This is a genomic window from Alteromonas sp. RKMC-009 (genome assembly GCF_003584565.2).
In the GTDB taxonomy this organism is placed as follows: domain Bacteria; phylum Pseudomonadota; class Gammaproteobacteria; order Enterobacterales; family Alteromonadaceae; genus Alteromonas.
On record NZ_CP031010.1, the window covers coordinates 731,274 to 752,463 of the forward strand.

At 48.1% G+C, this 21,190-nt stretch carries 19 protein-coding genes; 9 read left to right on the plus strand and 10 right to left on the minus strand.

Annotated elements, in window-relative coordinates:
- Positions 1 to 33 precede the first annotated feature (33 nt).
- Together DS731_RS22180 and gorA are read right to left on the minus strand one after the other, a co-directional pair.
- Entirely contained in the window at positions 34 to 702 is a 669-nt protein-coding gene (locus DS731_RS22180) for a site-specific integrase (RefSeq protein ID WP_232373467.1), read from the minus strand.
- Between the two features lie 547 nt (positions 703 to 1,249).
- Positions 1,250 to 2,596 carry a glutathione-disulfide reductase gene (gene gorA, locus DS731_RS03220; protein WP_119499973.1) on the minus strand — a complete coding sequence of 449 codons (1,347 nt, stop codon included), beginning with the start codon at positions 2,594 to 2,596 and terminating at the stop codon, positions 1,250 to 1,252.
- A gap of 124 nt (positions 2,597 to 2,720) precedes the next feature.
- On the opposite strand from gorA, the gene DS731_RS03225 reads away from it, so the two are divergent.
- Positions 2,721 to 4,058 carry a sensor histidine kinase gene (locus tag DS731_RS03225; RefSeq protein WP_161599085.1) on the plus strand — a complete coding sequence of 446 codons (1,338 nt, stop codon included), beginning with the start codon at positions 2,721 to 2,723 and terminating at the stop codon, positions 4,056 to 4,058.
- Here DS731_RS03225 and DS731_RS03230 read toward each other — a convergent pair.
- Genes DS731_RS03230 through DS731_RS03245 form a run of 4 tightly spaced genes read right to left on the minus strand, consistent with a single transcriptional unit; the run spans position 4,050 to position 7,313 of the window.
- Positions 4,050 to 5,384 (minus strand): response regulator, encoded by a 1,335-nt coding sequence (locus tag DS731_RS03230; protein WP_119499975.1) that lies wholly within the window; start codon positions 5,382 to 5,384, stop codon positions 4,050 to 4,052. The genes DS731_RS03225 and DS731_RS03230 overlap by 9 nt on opposite strands.
- A 36-nt stretch (positions 5,385 to 5,420) precedes the next feature.
- Positions 5,421 to 6,359, minus strand: coding sequence for a sensor histidine kinase (locus DS731_RS03235; RefSeq protein ID WP_119499976.1), 939 nt, complete (start codon positions 6,357 to 6,359; stop codon positions 5,421 to 5,423).
- A gap of 1 nt (position 6,360) precedes the next feature.
- Positions 6,361 to 6,726, minus strand: a complete 366-nt coding sequence (locus DS731_RS03240) for a hypothetical protein (RefSeq protein ID WP_119499977.1) — start codon at positions 6,724 to 6,726, stop codon at positions 6,361 to 6,363.
- Positions 6,727 to 6,752: 26 nt separating this feature from the next.
- Complete coding sequence (locus DS731_RS03245; RefSeq protein WP_119499978.1) at positions 6,753 to 7,313, minus strand: response regulator; 561 nt, start codon at positions 7,311 to 7,313, stop codon at positions 6,753 to 6,755.
- A gap of 360 nt (positions 7,314 to 7,673) precedes the next feature.
- Here DS731_RS03245 and DS731_RS03250 point away from each other — a divergent pair, with 360 nt between their 5' ends.
- The 8 genes from DS731_RS03250 (at position 7,674) to DS731_RS03285 (ending at position 16,888) form a co-directional block, all read left to right on the plus strand.
- Positions 7,674 to 9,377: a two-component system response regulator gene (locus DS731_RS03250; protein ID WP_161599086.1), complete on the plus strand. Its 1,704-nt coding sequence runs from the start codon at positions 7,674 to 7,676 to the stop codon at positions 9,375 to 9,377.
- A 141-nt stretch (positions 9,378 to 9,518) separates the two neighbouring features.
- On the plus strand, positions 9,519 to 11,555 hold the full coding sequence (gene prlC / locus DS731_RS03255) for an oligopeptidase A (RefSeq protein ID WP_119499980.1): 2,037 nt from the start codon (positions 9,519 to 9,521) through the stop codon (positions 11,553 to 11,555).
- Entirely contained in the window at positions 11,555 to 12,241 is a 687-nt protein-coding gene (locus tag DS731_RS03260; RefSeq protein WP_119499981.1) for a DNA-3-methyladenine glycosylase I, read from the plus strand. Before prlC ends, DS731_RS03260 begins: the two co-directional genes overlap by 1 nt.
- 123 nt (positions 12,242 to 12,364) lie before the next feature.
- Entirely contained in the window at positions 12,365 to 13,147 is a 783-nt protein-coding gene (gene ubiE, locus DS731_RS03265; RefSeq protein ID WP_119499982.1) for a bifunctional demethylmenaquinone methyltransferase/2-methoxy-6-polyprenyl-1,4-benzoquinol methylase UbiE, read from the plus strand.
- Complete coding sequence (locus DS731_RS03270) at positions 13,147 to 13,791, plus strand: ubiquinone biosynthesis accessory factor UbiJ (RefSeq protein ID WP_119499983.1); 645 nt, start codon at positions 13,147 to 13,149, stop codon at positions 13,789 to 13,791. Before ubiE ends, DS731_RS03270 begins: the two co-directional genes overlap by 1 nt.
- A gap of 20 nt (positions 13,792 to 13,811) precedes the next feature.
- Positions 13,812 to 15,452 (plus strand): ubiquinone biosynthesis regulatory protein kinase UbiB, encoded by a 1,641-nt coding sequence (gene ubiB / locus DS731_RS03275; RefSeq protein ID WP_119499984.1) that lies wholly within the window; start codon positions 13,812 to 13,814, stop codon positions 15,450 to 15,452.
- A 290-nt stretch (positions 15,453 to 15,742) separates the two neighbouring features.
- Positions 15,743 to 15,952 (plus strand): transcription antiterminator/RNA stability regulator CspE, encoded by a 210-nt coding sequence (gene cspE / locus DS731_RS03280; protein WP_108568737.1) that lies wholly within the window; start codon positions 15,743 to 15,745, stop codon positions 15,950 to 15,952.
- A gap of 258 nt (positions 15,953 to 16,210) precedes the next feature.
- Positions 16,211 to 16,888, plus strand: a complete 678-nt coding sequence (locus DS731_RS03285) for a hypothetical protein (protein ID WP_119499985.1) — start codon at positions 16,211 to 16,213, stop codon at positions 16,886 to 16,888.
- Between the two features lie 56 nt (positions 16,889 to 16,944).
- On the opposite strand, the gene DS731_RS22005 is transcribed toward DS731_RS03285, so the two are convergent.
- From DS731_RS22005 to fadB, 4 genes are all read right to left on the minus strand, one after another.
- On the minus strand, positions 16,945 to 17,109 hold the full coding sequence (locus DS731_RS22005) for a hypothetical protein (protein ID WP_181013645.1): 165 nt from the start codon (positions 17,107 to 17,109) through the stop codon (positions 16,945 to 16,947).
- 100 nt (positions 17,110 to 17,209) lie between these two features.
- Entirely contained in the window at positions 17,210 to 17,659 is a 450-nt protein-coding gene (locus tag DS731_RS03290; RefSeq protein WP_119499986.1) for an MBOAT family O-acyltransferase, read from the minus strand.
- Between the two features lie 168 nt (positions 17,660 to 17,827).
- A complete protein-coding gene (gene fadA / locus DS731_RS03295; protein WP_119499987.1) occupies positions 17,828 to 18,991 on the minus strand; it encodes an acetyl-CoA C-acyltransferase FadA in 1,164 nt (387 codons plus the stop codon).
- A 19-nt stretch (positions 18,992 to 19,010) separates the two neighbouring features.
- Positions 19,011 to 21,161 carry a fatty acid oxidation complex subunit alpha FadB gene (gene fadB / locus DS731_RS03300; RefSeq protein ID WP_119499988.1) on the minus strand — a complete coding sequence of 717 codons (2,151 nt, stop codon included), beginning with the start codon at positions 21,159 to 21,161 and terminating at the stop codon, positions 19,011 to 19,013.
- Positions 21,162 to 21,190: the final 29 nt, after the last annotated feature.

Below are 21,190 nucleotides of genomic sequence, written 5' to 3' on the forward strand. Positions count from 1 at the left end.
TCTTTTCAGTTAGTTTATCTAACTGAGAGGCGTCTAGGAAACTAGTGGCGATTCATACTTCCAAGTTGTTGCTTCACTACTGTGTCCCATCCATGCCATCATTTGTGTTACTGCGTCTTTTTGCATCCCTATCTCTAAAAGCGATGCAAGGCGGTACGTACAGTACGTGGCTCTGAGGTCATGAGTGGTATGAGAAAATAGCGAAGACGTTTCACGCTCAACAGCGTTTCTTAATCTTCTAAACGATTGCTGAACGTTGTTAGGACTAAATGGAGCACCTGATTTCGAGACTAGCAAAAATGAACTATTGTTCTTTTTGAGCCTTAGCCTGCGCCTTTTTGATTTTGCATAGCCAACAAGTAGAGCTCTGAGGCTGGGAGAGATTTCGACTTTTCTTTCTTTTCCATACTTTGTAGCTACACCATTCATCGGACCAATTTTCACTTCTGATTTATCGGAAAACTCAAGTTCCCACGCTAAACATAATGGGAAAGTACATGCTTCCTGTAATCTCAAACCTGATTGTACTTGCAAGAGTTGATGGATTATAAACTCTATGTTGAACGTGGAGAGTGCTTTCGCAAAGGGCTCTAGCTCATTTTTTGATAGCGGATTGAGTGATTGCACTCGCTCTTTTAAAGGAACTTTTACGCGAAGGTCCGTGCTACTGACAATGTAATGAGGGTTAAGATGATTCATCATTCTGGTGTTTCTGATTTTCACCATCTCGTAGTCAAATGGTTTACCGGATTCGTTAACGTTAAGAAATTTTTGGTGAATACACCACTCGTAAAACTTTACGACATGCCTCATGTAAAGAGATGCCGTAGAGAACTGGATTTGTCCTAGCCTTGCGTTTGTTAGTAAATTATCGTTTCTAAACCTATAGGTAGGTCTTAAATATTTAGCAGTCGGAAATTTATCCCAAGATAATGAGTTTTCTTCCAAGAAATTAAAGTAGCGCTTTAAAGCACGAACCGTGGAGTTTAAATCTTTCGCCTTCCTGTAGTTGACTAGATGATTTATCCAAAGATTTACAGGTGTAATATATTCGTGGTTTGAATAGTAAAAGTTGGGATACCTTCCAGCTTAATGTGCCCACTATTGGGTACCGAAAGGGGAAGCACAGAGAAGGGATTTGATTGAATCACGTAAGTCATGTACTACCCCGAATGAATCTAAGAATTTCTAAAGGGTAGTACATTTTCCAGAAAGTGCTCAGCTACAGTCTAACATTCCAGAACGCGATCTACATAGTAACAAACTCTTCGGCGCTGGTGGGGTGAATCGCAATACAGCTGTCGAAATCGGCTTTGGTCGCGCCCATCTTCATGGCGACAGCAAAGCCTTGCAGAATTTCATCCATGCCCATTCCTATACCGTGCAGGCCAACCACGCGTTCCTCTTCACCGGCACAAATCAGCTTCATTTTCGTTGCCTGACGGTGTTTGGTGACAGCCGTGTACATGGCGGCAAATGATGACGTGTAAACCTTCAGGTTTTCCTTACCGTAGGCTTCTTCTGCTTCCGGCTCTGTCATTCCCACAGTGCCTATTGGCGGATGGCTGAATACGACGGTAGGGATGAGATTGTAATCCAGGTGCGCATCGCTCTGGCCATTGAACAAGCGTTCACTGAGCAAACGTCCGGCTTTAATGGCAACCGGCGTCAGTTCTGCATGACCGGTAACGTCGCCCACACAGTACACGCCATCTACCGTGGTGTTCTGGAATTTATCTACTTTAATGAAACCTTTATCGTCAGTGTCGATACCGGTGGTTTCCAACGCCAACTTGTCGCTGGATGGTACCCGGCCAATGGCCCAGATAAGCACATCGGTTTCAATGATTTCACCGGTGGAAAGGGTGATTTTCAGTGAATCGTCATCCTGCTTTTCCACTTTTTCAATCTCTGAAAACTTATGCAGGGCAGGGCCTTCGCTGTCGATAATTTCCGTGAGCGTTTCAGCAATCATGGGGTCGAAATGACGAAGTGGCTGGCCGTGACGGATAACCAAATCGGTTTTTGTGCCCAGTGAATGCAGTACGCCCGCCAGTTCCACACCAATGTAACCAGCACCAACAACTACTGCCCGTTCGGGCTGTGTTTGCAGGGCAAAGAAGCCGTCTGAGTCGATGCCATGTTCCGCGCCCGGAATATCGGGAAAGCGGGGGCGGCCGCCAACAGCAATAGTAATGTGCGGCGCAGTGTACTGCTCGCCATTTACTTCAATGGTGTGATCGTCAACGAATGTTGCAAAGCCTTTAATAACAGTAATATCGTTGGCACCAAGCACGCGATCATAGGAAGCGTGGATACGCTCAATGTACGCCTGACGGTTGGCCACCATCACTTCCCAGCTGTAGTTATTGACGGTGACATCAAAACCATAGTCAGGGCCATACTTATGAATGGCTTCTGCCACGTTCGCGCCGAACCACATGGCTTTTTTCGGCACGCAGCCCACGTTTACACAGGTACCGCCAATCTCAGCGCCTTCAATGAGTGCGACTTTCTTGCCATGTTTTGCTGCGCGGTTGGCCGATGCGATTCCGCCGCTGCCACCACCAATACAGATATAATCAAAGGTTTTCATAATCATTTGCCCGTTAAGAGTAATATAGCTATTCTGGCACGAATAATTTCTTCGCTCAAAATGCAACAACTGTCTACACTACGAAGTAGCAGGAAATAAAGTCTAACGGGTTATGCGATGGGATATGAGTAGTATGCCTCAGGTAAATGACACGCACGGTAATCAATCTGTACACATACTCATGCAAGAACTGGGGAGTGTACTGTGCCTGGACTGCTCTTTGCACACTCTGCTGGACAAATACATTGAGCTGCTGGTCAATCATTTTGAGGCCCGCTGCGGCTTCTATACGCCTTTCTGGTTCGAAGAACTGTCTCTGGTTTCCTCATTGCGGGTATTCAAAGAAGAAGCCTGGTCCGGAGATGATGCTGAACTTGATGCGTTGTGTGAGCGGGCAAGAAAGCGATACGCGGCTTATCCTGATGACACATTTCTTTATGACGGGGAAGACGATCCTTTTATTTGTTTGCGGCTTGCTGACAATGGTCACCCGGAAATGTGGTTGATCATCGCGCTTGAAAAGCCATTAAGTAATGAGGCTCTGAATGCTTTTGTGCCCCTGGTTAGCTGGTTTCAGAATGGAATGGTGCAATGCCGGCGCAAAACCACACTGGACAGTACGCAAACCCGCATTGATGAAATGACCCGGGGAATGGCTGAAACAATGGCTCAGCTTGTACAGGCTGAGAAAATGTCGGAGTTAGGCAAACTCACTGCAGGCATCGCTCACGAAATTAATAATCCCATCGGTTACATCCGCTCTAATCTTGAAACCCTTGTACAGTATGTGGAAACGTTTGAGGAACTGTTTGCAGAAATCGCGCAGTGGGCGAAAACTAAACCTGGTTGCTCAGAGATGTTGCAGGAACTGGAAGCCAAATACGATTTGTCATTTCTATTAGAAGATGCCCATGAGATTGTAGCAACTAATGTTAGTGGTATTGATCGTATCCGCGACATAGTCAGTGATTTATATGCGTTTTCCAGGAAGGGCGAAGGTAAGATGATGCCGTTGTCTTTGCAGGATGTTATACAGCGGTGCGTGAAACTCACTAAAACCCGTTTCGATAATCATCATCAGATTCAGGTCAATGTTCACACAGACACCCCTTACTGTGTGGGGGATGCTTCACAGCTTGAGCAGGTGATGATTAATATGATGATAAACGCCGCTCATGCTATGCCGGCAGGAGGCGTGTTATCACTGGACTTAAGCAGTACGGAAAACCGTCTTATTCTGAAAGTGAAGGACACTGGCGTCGGGATGGATAAGGTCACTCAGCAGAAGATTTTCTCGCCATTTTTCACTACCAAGCCCACCGGAGTGGGAACGGGGCTGGGATTGTCGATTTCTAATGGAATTTTACAGGCGCATAACGCCACAGTGTCGGTGGAAAGCGCAATCAACGAGGGGACTGAATTTACCCTGTCGTTTCCGCTCTACCGCGAATCGTCAGATTGATTCAGGTTCGGCCTGATTTTCTGATTCACCCACGTCCAGCCGGCCAGCTTTAATCGTGATTTCAAATATCTTGCCGTGGTCATCTTCGAACTGACATAGTTTGGCGATCGTTGACTCGGTAAATACATGCCCTTCCGGCAAAATCAGAATATGGCTGTCGTTGTACAGGTTGGCCGCCAGCACCATGCCGGGGGTAAGCTCGTTGGCAGTAAACGTATTGTCTATGTGCTTAGGCAATCCGATTTCCTGTGATTCCAGCAGGATATCCAGATAAGTTGCGTCATAACGTGTGTTGCGGTGTTTCTTAAGTTCCTGCTTTGCTTCGTTCGGCGTCATGTGTTTTTCAGTCAGGCGTCCGGTGATTAACCGCCAGTAGTCGCGACTGATTGATAAAATACGGGCACCGTCAGGGATCTCTTTTGCCACCTTGTGATACAAACCGGAACCGTTCCAGTGTTCAAACTGTAATTCGATAATGTCAGAAATCGGTTGCAGATGCTGGGCAGGTGCCAGGATGGTGGCCGCCTGTTTTGTTTGTGACAGAAAGTTCTTTTGTTGCTCGTAGTTCAGCTTGTTAAACGGAGGCGCATAATCCGCCGGTGTCAGCCCCAGACATCCCAGTTCACAAATTAAGCTGGCATAACGGATCAGTTTAATTTCCTCTGCGGGTAATCCGGCACGCTCTGCTAAAAGGGTCGCAAGCTCACTGACTTCAATGGCAAACTTGCCATCTATATCAGGGTTGATGCTGATCACATTGAATAACACCTGCTCAAGCGCCAGATTGTGTTTCTCAATGCGCTGAAGCGCCAGTTTGATTTGTTTAGTCCGCTTAATCACCGTTTGTTCGAGATTGGCATTAATGTCCTTAAGCTTTTTATTCTGCAGCCTTGTCAGTTTTTGCAGGCGGGCATTTTCATCCTTTAATTTAACCCGCTCCAACCCTTCTTCCAGGGTATTCATTAATTCCTGATTGTCCCAGGGCTTCTGAAGATAACGGTGGATTTTGCCCTGGTTAACGGCCTTTATGGTTGAATCGATGTCTGCGAAACCGGTGAGAACGACACGGAATGTGTCGGGATATAATTTGGCAACCTGTTCAAGCAATTCTGCACCTGACATATGCGGCATCTTCATGTCAGATACCACAACGTGAACCGTGTGGCTTTCCAGTAATTCAAGGGCTTTCTTGCCGCTCTCTGCCAGCAGCATGTTAATGTTCATTTTGAACAGGGCACGCTTCAGCGCCCGAAGAATATTCGGCTCATCATCGACAAACAGAATCGTGTACTTCTTTTCCTCTTGAGTGGGCGTCTGCTCGCTCATGTATTCTCCTGTGAACCACGCTTGCTGCTGCCGGCTTTAGCAGTCTGATTCCGGCTCCTGCTCATCTTCCGGGCCGGTCGTCGGCAGACTTAATGTGAAGGTGCTGCCTACTCCTTCTTTACTGGCGACTTTCAGTTCGCCGCCATGTTCTTCGGCAATGCCAAATGAAATCGATAAACCCAGTCCGGTACCTTGCCCCTCAGGCTTGGTGGTGAAAAACGGATGAAACAATTTATCGAGGTGCTCCTGTTTAATTCCGGAGCCGGAATCAGTCACGCTGATATGAACATAGTCACCTTCATGCCATGACTTAACAATAATTTGCCCTTGTTTGCCGGTAGATTCAATCGCCTGACCAGCGTTTATTAACAGGTTAGTAAAGATTTGAGTAATTTTCCCTACATTTATATACACCTTTGGTATATCTTCGAGACGTAATTCCTGCTGACAAATATATTTCAGTTTGTTATTTACCATACTCAATGTGGTACGCATGCACTGGTTAATATCAGACCACTGCCGGTCGTCAGAGTCTATGCGGGAGAATAACCGCAGCCCGCGCACAATTTCACTGACACGCTCCAACCCTTCGGCAGACTCATCTACCAGCGCCAGAATATCTTCGCTGATAAATTCGATATCGTGTTCTTCAATGGCACTGGCCAGTTTCGATTTAATCGTGTCCTGCTCAGTGTTTTCCGGACTTGCCAGCTTAAGAACCTGCGTCATCACTTCCTGATAAGCATGAACGTAATCAGCCAGAGTGGACAAGTTGCTGGAAACAAAACCTACCGGGTTATTAATCTCATGCGCAACGCCGGCGGCAAGTTGACCGACTGAGGCCATCTTTTCTGCTTGTAACAATTGTCGCTGGGCATCGCGGAGATCTTTTTGCAGGCTGTCTATCAACCTGTCTTTTTGCTCCAGTTCCAGCTGCAGTTGATCTGCGCTTTTGCCATTTTCATGTTGTGTCATGTTAGCCCGCACTGCGAAAGGTAAAGAATAAGCCCGGTGGCGAAGCCGGATATCCTGTCGGAACGTCAATACGCGTCAGGGCAGGGGAGAGTAAATGTAATGCATCACAGATATGTGGTGCTTTTATCGGGTGTTTTACTTCTTTAACTACTACCATGCTTTGCCCGGATTTTTGCCATCCATCATAAAAATAGCCGGGTATTTCCGATTTATGTAGTTTTGCAGTGTAAATCGCAGAAAAATCAGGTGTTGTGAGTTCTGTCACCGCTGTATCGTCATGCTCAGATGCCAGACAGGCACATGTCATCACGACAAACAGTACCGCACTTAACACCGGGGGATGCAAGAATACAGAACGTTTCACCATTGACAGACTCCTCAGGCAAACAGGGCTTACACCGTCATAAATTTATCTAACAGTTCTGTCAGATCATGATTAGAAAAAGGCTTCGAAAGTACCGCGTCAGCGCCAAGATCCAGTGCCCGTTCAAGGCTGTTGTCGTCAAGGGCAGAAATGACAATGATTTTCAGACGCTTGTATCTTGCCTGCTCACGGGTAAATTGAATAACACTATAGCCGTCCATACCCGGCATGCTTAAATCCAGTGTCATCAGTCTCGGATTGTGCTGGCTGAGCATGACACCTGCCTGAAAGCCGCCGGTGGCGATCATAGTGTCGTAGCCCGCACGCCTCGCTACGCGCTGGATTGACTTTGCTACAGGCAATTCGTCGTCTACAATCAAAATGCCGGGTGTTGCTTCTCCCTGCAATTGTGAGGGAACCGGCATATTGTGATGTTCGAGAAATTCAATAAAGTCGTCTACCAGTACACGATTGTTACCCCGCCCGGGTAACTTAAAACCCTTGAGTTTTCCGCTTTCAATCCAGCGGATGACGGTTCGGAGATTCACATCGCAATAAGATGCGATTTCGCCAGACGTTAACGTCTTCATAAAGTATTGCTCCGCAAGATGCTCAAATAATGACCTTTCTATTTATAGCACTGAAAATTTAAAGTGACAATAAAGACTAAAGTATAGTAAATGACATTTGTGACAATTGGTGTAATTGTTGTATTTTTAAATTACTGAAAATAATGAAGTTTGTATTTTCAGGATCACAGAAAACTTACTTCTGTGTAATTATTATACCAATTTATAAGTGTGTACTTATACAAGATACGGTAAAAAGGAATGGTATCGTATAATTATAACTAAAAGCAGCACTGCCACGTGTCTGCGTTTTGCTTTAAACACACGGGTACATGCAATGCGTGTACTCCGGGTCCCCGGCCCCCGTTAATGAGGTATTTCATGTCTGGTTCTAATGCTGCTGTAACGAGGTTGAACAAACTGGAGCTGCTGATTGTTGATGATGAACCTGCGGTGTTGAGTTCAATCAAACGGGCTATCCGCCCTTCAGGTTATGTCGTTCACACGGCTCAAAACGGCAAGGAAGCCATGAAGGTACTGGCGAACAGTAATATCGCCGTGGTGCTCACAGATCACAGAATGCCCGGTATGACCGGTGCGGAATTGCTGAAATATATCAATCAGTTTTATCCGCAAACCATCACGCTGATGCTGAGCGGAGAAAGCAATTTTGATATGGCGGTGGGGTTGCTGAACAACGGACTGGCGAATAAATATCTTACCAAGCCATGGAATGCCGGACAGCTCATCAACGAAATCGATCAGGCATTTGAGTATTTTAAGGGGCGCCGGAATCATGGCTGGCAACGACGGATCGCAGAACTCACTCGTCAGGTCGATGATGCCGGTGAGCCTCAGATAGCGCCCAATGTGGTCAGTATTGATGCCAATGCGGCGCTTATCGCGGTGAAGCTGGTGAATATGGATGACGTTTCCTACAGTCATGGTGAAGATACTATGGCCGCGCTGGTCAGTGAGGTCGGGCAGCTTATTGAAGATGCTGTTGATGGTAACTGTCATGTACGTTGTGATGAATTCGGATTGTTCTCCTTTCAGATGCGTGAAACCAATGAAGAAGAACTTGAGTCCTGGTGTGCTATGTTGCGCCGGAAACTGCAGCGCACATACAGCATTGATAAGCGGGCAGTGTATTGCCAGGTGGGCGTTGGCTTCCGGGTACTCGGGAAATCGCCGGTAGATTACAACACACTGATAAAGAACCTTGAGCTTACCATTTTACGGGAGATGCACTCCAGCCACGTGTCCAATCTCGACGATGGCACCATTGAGCGTTATCAGCGTCAGCAATTTATTCGCGCTGATGTGCAGAATGGTCTCGACAATAATCAGTTTAAACTGGCTTTTCAGCCCAAAGTAACATTGAAGAACGGGCTGGTGGAAGGCGCTGAAGTGTTGCTGCGCTGGCAGCATCATCATCTTGGCTGGGTGCCGCCTGCAGAGTTTGTCCGTCTGGCTGAACTCGACGGTCAGATTGAAGCGATTGGCGAGTGGGTGTTGCGCCAGAGTGTACGTAGTGCCTCTGAATTGATGCGTTTCAGCCCTGATATCAAGCGTATTTCCATGAACGTGTCGGCCAAACAGCTGCAAAACCACCGGATCGTACAAATCTTAAAAGACGAAATTGAGCGCTATTCGGTAGACCCCGCATGCCTGGAATTGGAAATTACGGAAACCGCTATTGCTACCAACTGTGATTACGTGAATGGCCTGCTCTGGCAATTAAAGTTGCTGGGAGTCAAAATCGCCATCGATGATTTTGGTGCCGGTTTTACTTCTATGTCGTACCTCGCGAAACTGCCTGTGGACGTACTGAAGTTAGACAAATCGCTGGTGGACAATATCGATTACGAGGTCAATAAGCGGGAACTGGTGAAAAGCCTCATTGAAACCTGCCAGCGTCTGAATATCGAGACCATCGCAGAAGGGGTTGAAACTGAGCAGGTGCTCCGGATCCTGCAAACTATCGGGTGTGACCAGGTGCAGGGCTTTTACTTCAGCAAGGCAGTACCGAGAAATGAGCTGGAAAAAGTGGTGATTACCCAACCATTTGTGTCAATGATGTAACTGCGCTTGTTTTTGTGTTGTGTGATCCCAACATCTGAGTAAATGTTATTAAGTGAAGCAGGCAGTCTGTGCGGTTGCCTGCTGTGACACTTAGCCACCATAATCAAAGTCACATGACATCAGATAACAAGCGAGATCATTATGACTACCCCTGCTATTGAGCAAGTTGACGGGCTGCCGCTTTTTTCCGGTATCGTTCCGCAAGATATTAAGCCGGCGATTGAAAAAGCCATCGAACATTGTAAAGCCACCATCGACGAAGTGGTGGAAAGTAACGATTTTAGCTATGCCAACGTGGTGGCAAAAATTGAAGAGGCTGATGACCGCCTGGGGAAAATGTGGTCACCGGTCTCCCACATGAACTCTGTGGTCAGCAGTGATGAACTGCGGGAAGCCCACGATGCCTGTTTGCCTTTGTTGTCTGAATACGGCACCTGGGTTGGTCAGCACGAAGGCCTGTTTAATGCCTATAAATCTCTTAAAGAAAGTGACGAATTTGCCGGCCTCGATGAACAGCGTAAGAAGCTGATTGATAATACCATCCGTGACTTTACCTTATCCGGTGTCGCCCTGCCGCCTGAAGAGAAAAAACGCTTTGCTGCCATTCAGGCCCGCTTAAGCGAGCTTTCTTCTACGTTCAGTAATAATGTGATGGACGCCACCATGGGCTGGTCGAAACATGTTACCGATGAGTCAGAGCTGGCGGGCTTACCTGAATCCGCACTTGCTGCGGCAGAGCAGGCAGCCCATCAGAAAGATCTGCAGGGCTGGTTGTTCACACTGGATATACCCTCTTATCTGCCTGTCATGATGTATGCCGACAATGCTGCCCTGCGGGAAGAAATGTACCGCGCCTATACGACCCGTGCGTCAGAGCAGGGGCCAAATGGTGGCCAGTGGGATAACACAGCCATCATTCAGGAGACTCTGTCCCTGCGTACTGAAATTGCAAAACTGCTCGGGTTCAGCAGCTATGCGGAGCGGTCTCTGGCAACAAAAATGGCCCAATCTACCGATCAGGTAACAGGATTTCTGGAAGATCTCGCGGCAAAATCACGTCCGCAGGCACAGGAAGAACTGGAGGAAGTCAAAGCGTTTGCTAAATCCGGTTTCGGAATTACGTCACTGAACGCCTGGGATTTACCTTACTACAGTGAAAAACTGAAGCAGGAAAAATACACCATTTCTGATGAAATGCTGCGCCCTTATTTCCCCGAAGACAAAGTGTTGCATGGTCTGTTCCGCGTTGTGCATCAGCTCTATGGTTTGACGATTGTTGAGCAGCCGGGAATCGATGTATGGCACGACGATGTACGCTACTTCACGATTACTGATGACGCGGATGTGATGCGGGGCAGTTTCTATCTTGATTTATATGCCCGTGCTAAAAAGCGTGGCGGCGCATGGATGGATGAATGTCGTGTACGCCGTTACAGAGAGGATGGTGAGCTGCAATTACCGGTCGCGTATCTGACCTGTAATTTTAATGGCCCTGTGGGCGGCAAACCGGCATTGTTCACCCATGACGAAGTGGTTACCTTATTCCACGAGTTTGGTCACGGCATACATCATATGCTGACTAAAATGTCTGTCGCCGGGGTTTCCGGTATCAATGGCGTGCCCTGGGATGCCGTAGAGCTGCCAAGCCAGTTCCTTGAAAACTGGTGCTGGGAAGAAGAGGCGTTAACCTTTATTTCCGGTCACTATGAAACCGGTGAGCCGTTACCCGATGAACTGCTGGATAAAATGCTGGCAGCCAGAGATTATCACTCTGCCATGCAGATGGTGCGTCAGCTTGAATTCAGTTTATTTGATTTCAAAATCCATCAGCAGGATGGTGCAACTGTGGATGTTCAGGGGGTACTCGACAGCGTGCGCGGGCAGGTTGCCGTGGTCACACCGCCTTCATTCAATCGTTTCCAGCACAGCTTCGGTCATATATTTGCCGGTGGCTACGCAGCAGGTTATTACAGCTACAAGTGGGCTGAAGTACTGTCTGCTGACGCATTCAGCAGGTTCGAAGAAGACGGTATCTTTAACCGTGATACAGGCAAAGCGTTTTTAGAGAACATCCTTGAGATGGGCGGCAGTAAAGAGCCCATGGAACTTTTCGTTGCGTTCCGGGGCCGTGAGCCTCAGGTAGATGCATTGCTTCGTCACTCGGGGATCAGAACCTGATGGCTGCCGAACCGTTTTCAGAGATTCAAAAACGGGCGGCACAGAGAAAGGGCGGCGCTGCCGCCCTTTCTCATTTAGTCAGTCAGCCTTTATCAGTAAAAGATGTAGCAGCCATTCCTGATGACCGTTTTTTAGCGGCAATGACAAAGAAAGTATTTCAGTCCGGATTCGTGTGGCGGGTTATCGAAGCCAAATGGCCGGATTTTGAAACCGTTTTCTTTGGCTTTGATATTGAGAAAGTGTTGCTTATGCCCGATGAAATGCTTGAGCAGAAAGCCACTGACAAACGCATTGTGCGCAATTACAAAAAAGTCATGACTGTACGTGACAATGCCATGATGATTCAGGACATCAAACATGATCATGGTAGTTTCGGTGAATTTGTTGCCGGTTTCGGTCCTGAACGTATTACTGAGCTCTGGTTGTATCTGAAAAAGCACGGCGCCCGGCTGGGCGGCAATACCGGACCTTACACGCTACGTGCGCTGGGCGTTGATACCTTTTTGTTTTCCCGTGACGTGGAAGATTACCTGCGCAAGCACGAAATCATCGACGGTTCACTGACCAGCCAGAAGTCGTTGAAAGCTGCAAACGCCTGTTTTGCTCAATGGCAGCAGGAAAGCGGGTTATCGCTGCAGGAAATCAGCCAGACATTGTCACTTAGCTGGGGCCCCAACGGAAATTAATGTTCACCGTCAGGAGAACACTGCAAAGTTTGATCTAAATAAGCGTAGCGGCGGCAAACCACTGTCGTTCGTTACCGCTTTTGGGTACACTTCTTCACACTGAAATTTAAAGACAGGACAGCCATGAGCGATAATACGGCGAGCAGGGCAGATACCGCTGCGGAAACATCCACTACCCATTTTGGCTATAAGCAGGTTGATAAAACACAGAAGGCATCGTTAGTTGCCAATGTTTTCGATTCTGTGGCAGCTAAATACGACGTGATGAATGATTTAATGTCGTTAGGTATTCACCGTTTGTGGAAGCGCCACGCTATTGACTGTTCAGGCGTCCGCACAGGGCATAAAGTGCTGGATATCGCCGGTGGTACCGGTGATTTGACAGCTAAGTTTTCACGACTTGTAGGCCCCACAGGTCAGGTCACTCTGGCAGATATCAACCTGTCTATGCTGAAAGTTGGCCGTGACAAATTACGTGACCGGGGTCTGGTCAACAATATCGATTATGTGCAGGCCGACGCCGAAGCATTGCCGTTTCCTGATAACACCTTTGATGTGGTGACCATGGCATTCGGTTTACGTAACGTGACGGAAAAACAGAACGCCCTGAATTCCATTTACCGCGTGTTAAAACCGGGGGGCCGGTTACTGGTGCTTGAGTTTTCTAAGCCCACCACTGAGCAGCTCAGTAAACTGTACGATATGTACTCCTTTCACATTCTTCCTAAAATGGGCCAGCTTGTGGCCAATGATGCAGAAAGCTATCAGTATCTGGCAGAAAGCATCCGCATGCATCCGGATCAGGAGACATTGAAAGGCATGTTTGAGCAAGCAGGTTTCGAACAGTGTGACTATCAGAATCTGACCGGCGGCATTGTGGCGTTACACCGGGGATTCAAGTTTTAATGCCTGCCATTGCACTGGTTACGGCCGCTGTTGAAACGGCTCTTAACCGCCTGCTGACGCTGGATAAGCATGCTGCAGAACGTTTAAAGCCTCTGAACGGTCAGCGGCTTACCGTATTCGTTACCGGCACGCCGGTAGCGTTGTCGCTGGTGTTCTCTCATCGCATCGACGTGCTTGGTGAAAACGGTACATTTGATGATGTGGTCGCGCAACTGGATAAGCATACCTGTTGCGTCCGTGCCGGACTGGATGTTTTACCGGAGCTGAAACAAAGCAGCAAAATTACCAGCCTTATTCAGGCCGGCAAATTGTCGGTTGAGGGCGAACTTAGTATTGCCCAGCAGGCCAGTGCTTTGTTTCAGCAACTGAACATCGACTGGGAGGAAATCGCATCAGGGTTCGTGGGTGATGTGCCGGCACATTCAGCGTTTGCGTTATTAACGAAGGCCCGGCAATCTGCCACGCAATTTTTAAACAACGCGAAAGCTGGCCTCAGCAATGCTCTGACCGAAGAGAAAGATATCGCTGTGCCCCGTATAGCGGTTACCTGGTATGCTGATCAGGTCTCGGAACTCAGAGACGATGTGGCCCGTTTTGAAGCCCGGCTGTCAAAACTGGAACAAAACCCTCCTTCTAACGGATAAAGCCTGAACCGGATTTTTTCATGCGTATTGGTCGTCTGTATTTCATCAATAAAATTCTGCTGCAACATGGTCTTGATGAGCTAATTCCATCCCGCTGGTTACCCTGGTATGCCCGCCTGGCGCGGAAACTGATTTTCTGGATCAGCAACGAACATAAAGATAAATCTGCCGGCGAACGGATAACCCTGGCATTGCAGGCGCTGGGGCCGGTTTTTATTAAGTTCGGTCAGATGTTATCTACACGGCGGGACTTACTGCCACCGGCAATCGCCAATGAGCTGGCCAGGCTACAGGATAAAGTGGCCCCCTTTTCCAGCGACGCAGCCACAGCTATCGTGCTCAAAAGTCTGAATATACCTAAGCTGGACCTGGTGTTCAGTCAGTTCGACGAGCAACCTCTTGCATCGGCTTCAATTGCCCAGGTTCATGCCGCGGTATTAAAAGAGAACGGTCAGCATGTGGTGGTAAAAGTACTGCGGCCGGGGATCCGCAAAACTATCGATGCAGATATGGAACTGCTCTATACCCTGGCCGGCGTACTGCAGAAGTGGCTGCCTGATGGCAAGCGCCTGCGTCCGGTGGAGGTTGTTACCGAGTACCAGAAAACCCTTGTGGATGAACTGGATCTGATGCGTGAGTCGGCGAACGGCATACAGCTGCGCAGAAATTTTGAAGGCTCACAGAGCCTCTACGTTCCTGAGATGTACGGTGATTATTGCCGTCATGACGTGCTTGTCATGGAGCGTATATATGGTATTCCCATTTCCAATATTGAAGCCCTGCTGGCGCAAAATACCAATATGAAAAAGCTGGCAGAACGTGGTGTTGAAGTGTTTTTCACCCAGGTGTTCCGTGACAGCTTCTTCCATGCTGACATGCACCCCGGCAACATTTTTGTCTCTGCAGAGCACCCCGAAAATCCGCAATATATTGCCATCGATTTTGGCATTGTGGGTACGCTTAACAGAGAAGATAAGCGTTATCTTGCTGAAAACTTTATTGCCTTTTTTAACCGTGATTACCGCAAGGTGGCGCAACTTCATGCCGATTCCGGCTGGGTACCTGCTGATACGAATATCGATGAATTTGAAATGGCAATCCGGACGGTGTGCGAGCCTATTTTCCAGAAGCCACTGGCAGAGATTTCTTTCGGCAACGTTCTGCTTCAGCTGTTTAATACGGCCAGGCGTTTCAATATGGTGGTGCAGCCTCAGCTTGTTTTGCTGCAAAAAACGTTACTTTATATCGAGGGCTTAGGGCGGCAACTCTATCCGCAACTGGATTTGTGGCAAACAGCAAAACCGTTTCTCGAAAACTGGATGAAAGAACAGATAGGTGTCCGTGCCATGTTATCCAAGGTAAAAGACAACCTGCCTTTCTGGTCAGAGAAATTGCCGGAGATGCCTGATCTGCTCTATGACAGCTTAAGGCAGGTAAAAACCATGCCTGTGCAAATAGCCAGAAATCATCAGGAGCTGGCACGTTTGCAACTGGAAACAGCCAAGGCCAATCATTGGGTGGTGGTCGGGTCCACGTTTATCATTGTGGCGGCCATTCTGCCTGTATATGTTCACCACTGGTCATTCGCTGCACTGAGCGGTGTAGTAGGGCTGGGATGCTGGATTCAGGGCTGGCGTCACAGTCACCCTAAGTCTTCGTAAGTAAGGGAATCTGACACTCCGGTTACGAAATTGTGATAATTTTCTGTTAGCGGTGAATTTTTGTATCATTTTTCCCGCCAACTGTTATAGTGGTTTTAGGCTGTTTTAGCCTAAGGTCTTTTTAAGACGAGATTATTTTTGTTTCTACCATGATGTTTTGAACGCTCTGGTTACACCTGTAATTGTTGTAAGTTGTTTGTCCATCCCATGTAAGACCCAAATATCCCGTTGCAATGAGGCCACGAGTAAAGCGCCTTTGGCGCAGTTTTATTGAAAGTTTTGAGGTCTACATGTCTAAAGTTACAGGCACCGTTAAATGGTTTAACGCAGATAAAGGTTATGGATTCCTGACTCAGGATAGCGGCGACAAAGATGTATTCGTACATTTCCGTGCTATCGTTTCTGAAGGGTACAAAACCCTGAACGAAGGTCAGCGAGTTGAGTTTGAAGTTGAGCAAGGTCAAAAAGGCCTGCAAGCTGCCAACGTCAACGCTATCTGATTTCAAAAAAACGGTGACATCTGTCACCGTTTTTTATTTCCCCCACCATTTATCACCGGCGATTGTCATCGCGTCTTATTGCAGTTGCAATTTTCTTTCTTTCCGCTTTTATTGAATTGTTACACTTAGTTATTAGCATCACCGGCAAGGTTACATTATGTTACTGTTTGAACCGTTGTTATTTGCTTTTATTCTGTGTATCACGCTTATGGACAACCGCGTGGTTTAACATACCGGTATTCTTTTCAAGGAGCATTCATGTCGTATCCGTTTAAGCGACTCTTTCTTTTATTCATTTTAAGCATAACGTTATCCGGAGTTGCGCATGCTCAACAAAATGTAGTGGCTACTTTGCTGGGTAAACCAGTGACAGAGCGCTCTGTATCGCCCACAGAGAAGCAGCTCAATGCACTGGCTAAAACTATGAATGTGTCCAGAGAAATGGCCGTAGCGCAATTTCAGCAGGCCAGACTCACCGAAATCATTGTGGATGGTGTGTTAAAGGATTATGCCGAATCTAAAGGTATCGAACCGGACGCTGAACTGGTGGCACGTTTCGTTGAAGTGTTTAAAGACAGTCTGGATACCGCTACCCCTCCGCCAGAACCCGAGACGGAAGAAGATAAAGAGCTGGCATCAGCATTTACTCCGCCACCAAAACGCAGTGTGCAGGAGATTGCTTCAGAACAGGTTAAACACTGGCAAGTTGAAAAGGCGATGTTCGAGGAGTTTGGCGGTGCAGTTGTCTTTCGCTCCAACACCCCTCAATATCCGGTAGGCGCCTACAATAAGCTACTGAAAAAGTACGAGAAAGAAGGAAAGCTGACAATCAATGCAGCAGAATTCTCCGGGGTTTTCTGGCGTAGCTTCGCTCCCCCTTATACTGCAGAAATTGACCCTCAGTATGTGGATTTCAGCCATCCCTGGTGGTATTGAAATCGTCATCAGATTACAGCACGGTGATTAAATTCCCGTGCTAAACGCTTTCAGTTTTATCCGGCACGTTTGCGGGGAAACAGACCCGTCCAGAAAACGCCTTCTAACACGAAGCCAAGTACAACAAAAAGAAATGCACCGGTTTGATGTCCTGCGCTGTATGCAGTAAGTGCTGCTATCAGCAACAAGAAAAGCCCCAGACACCTGAAAATCACTTTCATTTTATTCCCTGCAACGGTTAATTGTTGTACTTTCAATATAGCAGAGTGTGACAGGGATCTGTATACCCCGGCATGTTTAATAGTACGGCACTAAGCAGTGCTAATTAAGTGCGCCTTCCATGAGGTACGTAAGACATAAACTGGCAGCAATAACTGACAGGTTTATGGCTGCTCTGAAACTCCGGGTAAAGTGCCTGTAGGTGATATCAAGTTTACTGCTGGTTATCACGATGAGTCCCATCAGGCCAAACCAGGGGGTGAAAAAGAACACCGCTTTCCATTTGACCAGACTGACGGCTAAATCGTGCAGGGCGCCACTAACGAGAAATGTGAACAGGACAGCAATTGAGTCCGGCAGAACGTTGCTGAGGGGTCTCATTACATTGCGGGATAAATAGTAGCTCCAGACCGGATTCCAGTATTGCCAGAACTGAGGAAAAGAGCCTGCGCCTAAAGAGCGTGAGAGCATATTCCTCATAGAATGACTTGCTCCCAGAGGCACTCCGGTTCGTTTTTTTACATATCGGGACAGCGTCAAAGAGCGCTTCATATCAATTTAATATCCCTTAATGCCGGTTTTATGTTTGATTAGACCATTGATTGATAATTAATGCGACACGATTTCCCGCAAGTCAGGTTATTGAGTTATAGTCGTTATTTTTGAGCGGGCATTAAAAAAGGGCCCGCAGGCCCTTTCTTCAGAGTAATCTATAAAAGATTAAACACGTTCGAAGACGGTAGCAATACCCTGACCTAAGCCAATACACATGGTGGCAAGGCCCAGAGTTTTATCTTTCGCTTCCATCAGGTTCAGCAGGGTGGTGCTGATACGTGAGCCTGAACAACCCAGCGGGTGACCTAGTGCGATGGCACCGCCGTTCAGGTTGACGTGGTCATCGTATTTTTCCAGCCAGCCCAGTTGTTTGATACACGACAATGCCTGTGCAGCGAAAGCTTCGTTGAACTCGGCAATTTCAATGTCATCCATACTCAGACCCGCCCGCTGCAGCGCCTTTTTAGTGGCTGGTACAGGGCCGTAACCCATGATTGCAGCGTCGCAACCTGCCACCGCCATTGAGCGGATTTTCGCCCGTGGCGTTAAGCCCAGTGCTTTCGCTTTGTCAGCAGACATAACGAGCATGGCTGATGCACCGTCTGATATTGCAGAGGCGGTACCGGCGGTTACGGTACCGTTTACCGGATCAAATACCGGGCGCAAGCCGGATAAGGTTTCGACGGTCGTTTCGGGACGAATGACTTCGTCGTAATCGACCATTGTCAGCACGCCGTCTGCATCATGGCCTTCAACGGGTACAATTTCATTTGCCCAGCGGCCTTCAAGGTGGGCCTGATGGGCCAACTGGTGTGAGCGTGCGCCGAAGGCGTCCTGCATCTCACGGCTAATGCCGTTTTGACGACCGAGCAGCTCGGCAGTCATACCCATATTCCCCGATGCTTTAGCGGTATATTTAGCAAGAGCAGGATGGAAATCGACGTTAAAGGTCATGGGAACGTGACCCATATGTTCAACGCCACCTATCATGTATACATCACCGCGACCGCTCATAATGCCGCTGGTGGCATCATGCAGGGCTTGCATAGAAGAGCCGCACAAACGGTTCACTGTCACTGCCGCTGTGGAGCGGGGAACGTCAGTCAGTAACTGCGCATTACGGGCAACGTTAAAACCCTGCTCTTTCGTTTGCTGCACACAACCCCAGATAATATCTTCAATCTCAGCAGGATCGAGGTTCGGGTTTCTTTTCAGTAATGCAGTCATCAGGTGGGCAGATAAAGTCTCTGCACGGACATTTCTGAATACGCCACCTTTGGAACGGCCCATAGGTGTGCGAATCGCATCAACAATTACTACATCTTTCATATTCTTCTCCCTGGTTCCGTTACGCGAAATAAGATTTACCTTCAGCGGCCATCTGGCGCACGCCGTCGGAAATCTGATAGATCGGACCTAAGTGGGCATATTTGTCTGCCAGAGCAACAAACTGCTCAAGGCCCAGTGTTTCGATATAACGGAAAATTCCGCCACGGAAAGGAGGGAATCCCAGTCCGTAAAGCAGCGCCATATCGGCTTCTGCAGCACTGGCAACAATGCCTTCTTCCAGACAACGGATAGCCTCGTTTGCCATAGGAATCATCAGGCGGGCAATGATTTCTTCTTTATCAAAGGCCTTGGTTTCAGCACTATTTGCGTTGATCAGGCTGTAAGCCTCTTCTGCTGCTTCTTTACTGGGACGTCCCCGTTTGTCAGTACCGAAGTTATAAAAACCTTTGCCGTTTTTCTGACCCAGGCGTTTCGCTTCGTACAGCAAAGTGACCGGATCATTCTCAAGTTTCGCCATGCGCTCCGGAATACCTTCAGCCATAACGCCCGCAGCGTGATCAGCCGTATCCATACCTACCACGTCCAGCAGGTATGCAGGCCCCATTGGCCAGCCGAAGTCTTTCTCCATGACCTTATCAACCGCAACGAAATCGGCACCGTCGAGTACCAGTTTGCTGAAGCCGGCAAAGTAAGGGAACAACACACGGTTCACTAAAAAGCCGGGGCAATCATTGACCACGATGGGGGTTTTGCCCATTTTCAGCGTGGTAGCGACTACGGCATTAATGGTGTCGTCAGTGGTCTTCTCACCACGGATAATCTCAACCAGCGGCATGCGATGTACAGGATTAAAGAAATGCATGCCACAGAAGCGCTCTGGTTTGTCGAGGTTTTCAGCCAGCTGGTTAATGGAAATGGTGGATGTGTTTGAACATATAATGGCGTCATCTGCCACCACACCTTCCACTTCTTTCAGTACGATGCCTTTTACTTTCGGATTTTCGACAACCGCTTCGATGACAACGTCTGCGTCTTTCAGCGTGCTGTATTCGAGAGTCGGGGTAATGGCATTTAACGTGGCTGCCATTTTCTTCGCGTCGACTTTGCCGCGCTCCATGCCTTTATTCAGAATTTTGGCTGCTTCACTCAAGCCTAAATCAAGCGCCGGAGTGTTGATATCTTTCATCACTACCGGTAAGCCTTTGGATGCGCTCTGATAAGCGATTCCACCACCCATGATGCCGGCGCCGAGAACCGCATTAAGTTTGACTTCTTTGGTGGCGGCTTTGGCCATTTTCTTGCCCTTGCCTTTTACCAGCTGGTCAGCCAGGAAAATACCGATTTGAGCTTGTGCCGCGTCGGTTTTAGCCAGTTTAACAAAGCCCTGGTTTTCCAGTTTCAACGCGCCGTCGCGATCCAGACCGGCTGCATTTTTAACGGTCTCTACCATCATGTGGGGAGCCGGATAATGTTTACCTGCTTTGGCCGCCACGAATGCCTGCGCCGTGGAAAAACTCATCATTGCTTCATTTTGATTCAGTTTTAACGGTGCTTTTTTATTTGCACGGCGGGTTTTCCAGTCCAGCTTGCCGGCAGCGGCATTGCTTACCATTGTGGTAGCTGCATCAAGAAGCTTCTCCGGTGCCACGACTGCGTCTACCGCACCTTCATCAAGTGCTTGCTGGCCTTTTCTGTCTTTGCCGGTGGTCATCCATTCCAGAGCATTATCAGACCCAATCAGGCGGGGGAGGCGAACGGTACCACCAAAGCCGGGCATCAGGCCCAGTTTGACTTCCGGCAGACCAATAGAAGCGGTAGTGTCAACAACGCGGAAATCACAAGCCAGTGCCATCTCACAGCCACCGCCCAGCGCGAAGCCATTTACCGCTGCGATGGTGGGGAAGGGAAGATCTTCAAAGCGATCGAATACCTGTGATGTTTTAGCTACCCACGCAAGCACTTCTTCTTCCGGTTGCTCAAACATAGCCGTAAATTCGGTGATATCGGCACCCACGATGAAAGCCGGTTTGCCACTTCTTACTACTGCACCTTTAATGCCACCATGAGCAGCCATAGCCGCAGTGGCTTCATCCAGTTCAGCTACCGTCTGGCGGTCAAATTTGTTGACTGAACCTTGTGCATCAAAAACCAGTTCAGCAATACCATCATCTGACAACGTAACGGTCAGACTCTTGCCTTCGTATATCATTCTCGTCTCCTTCGGCAATGGCGAGGATG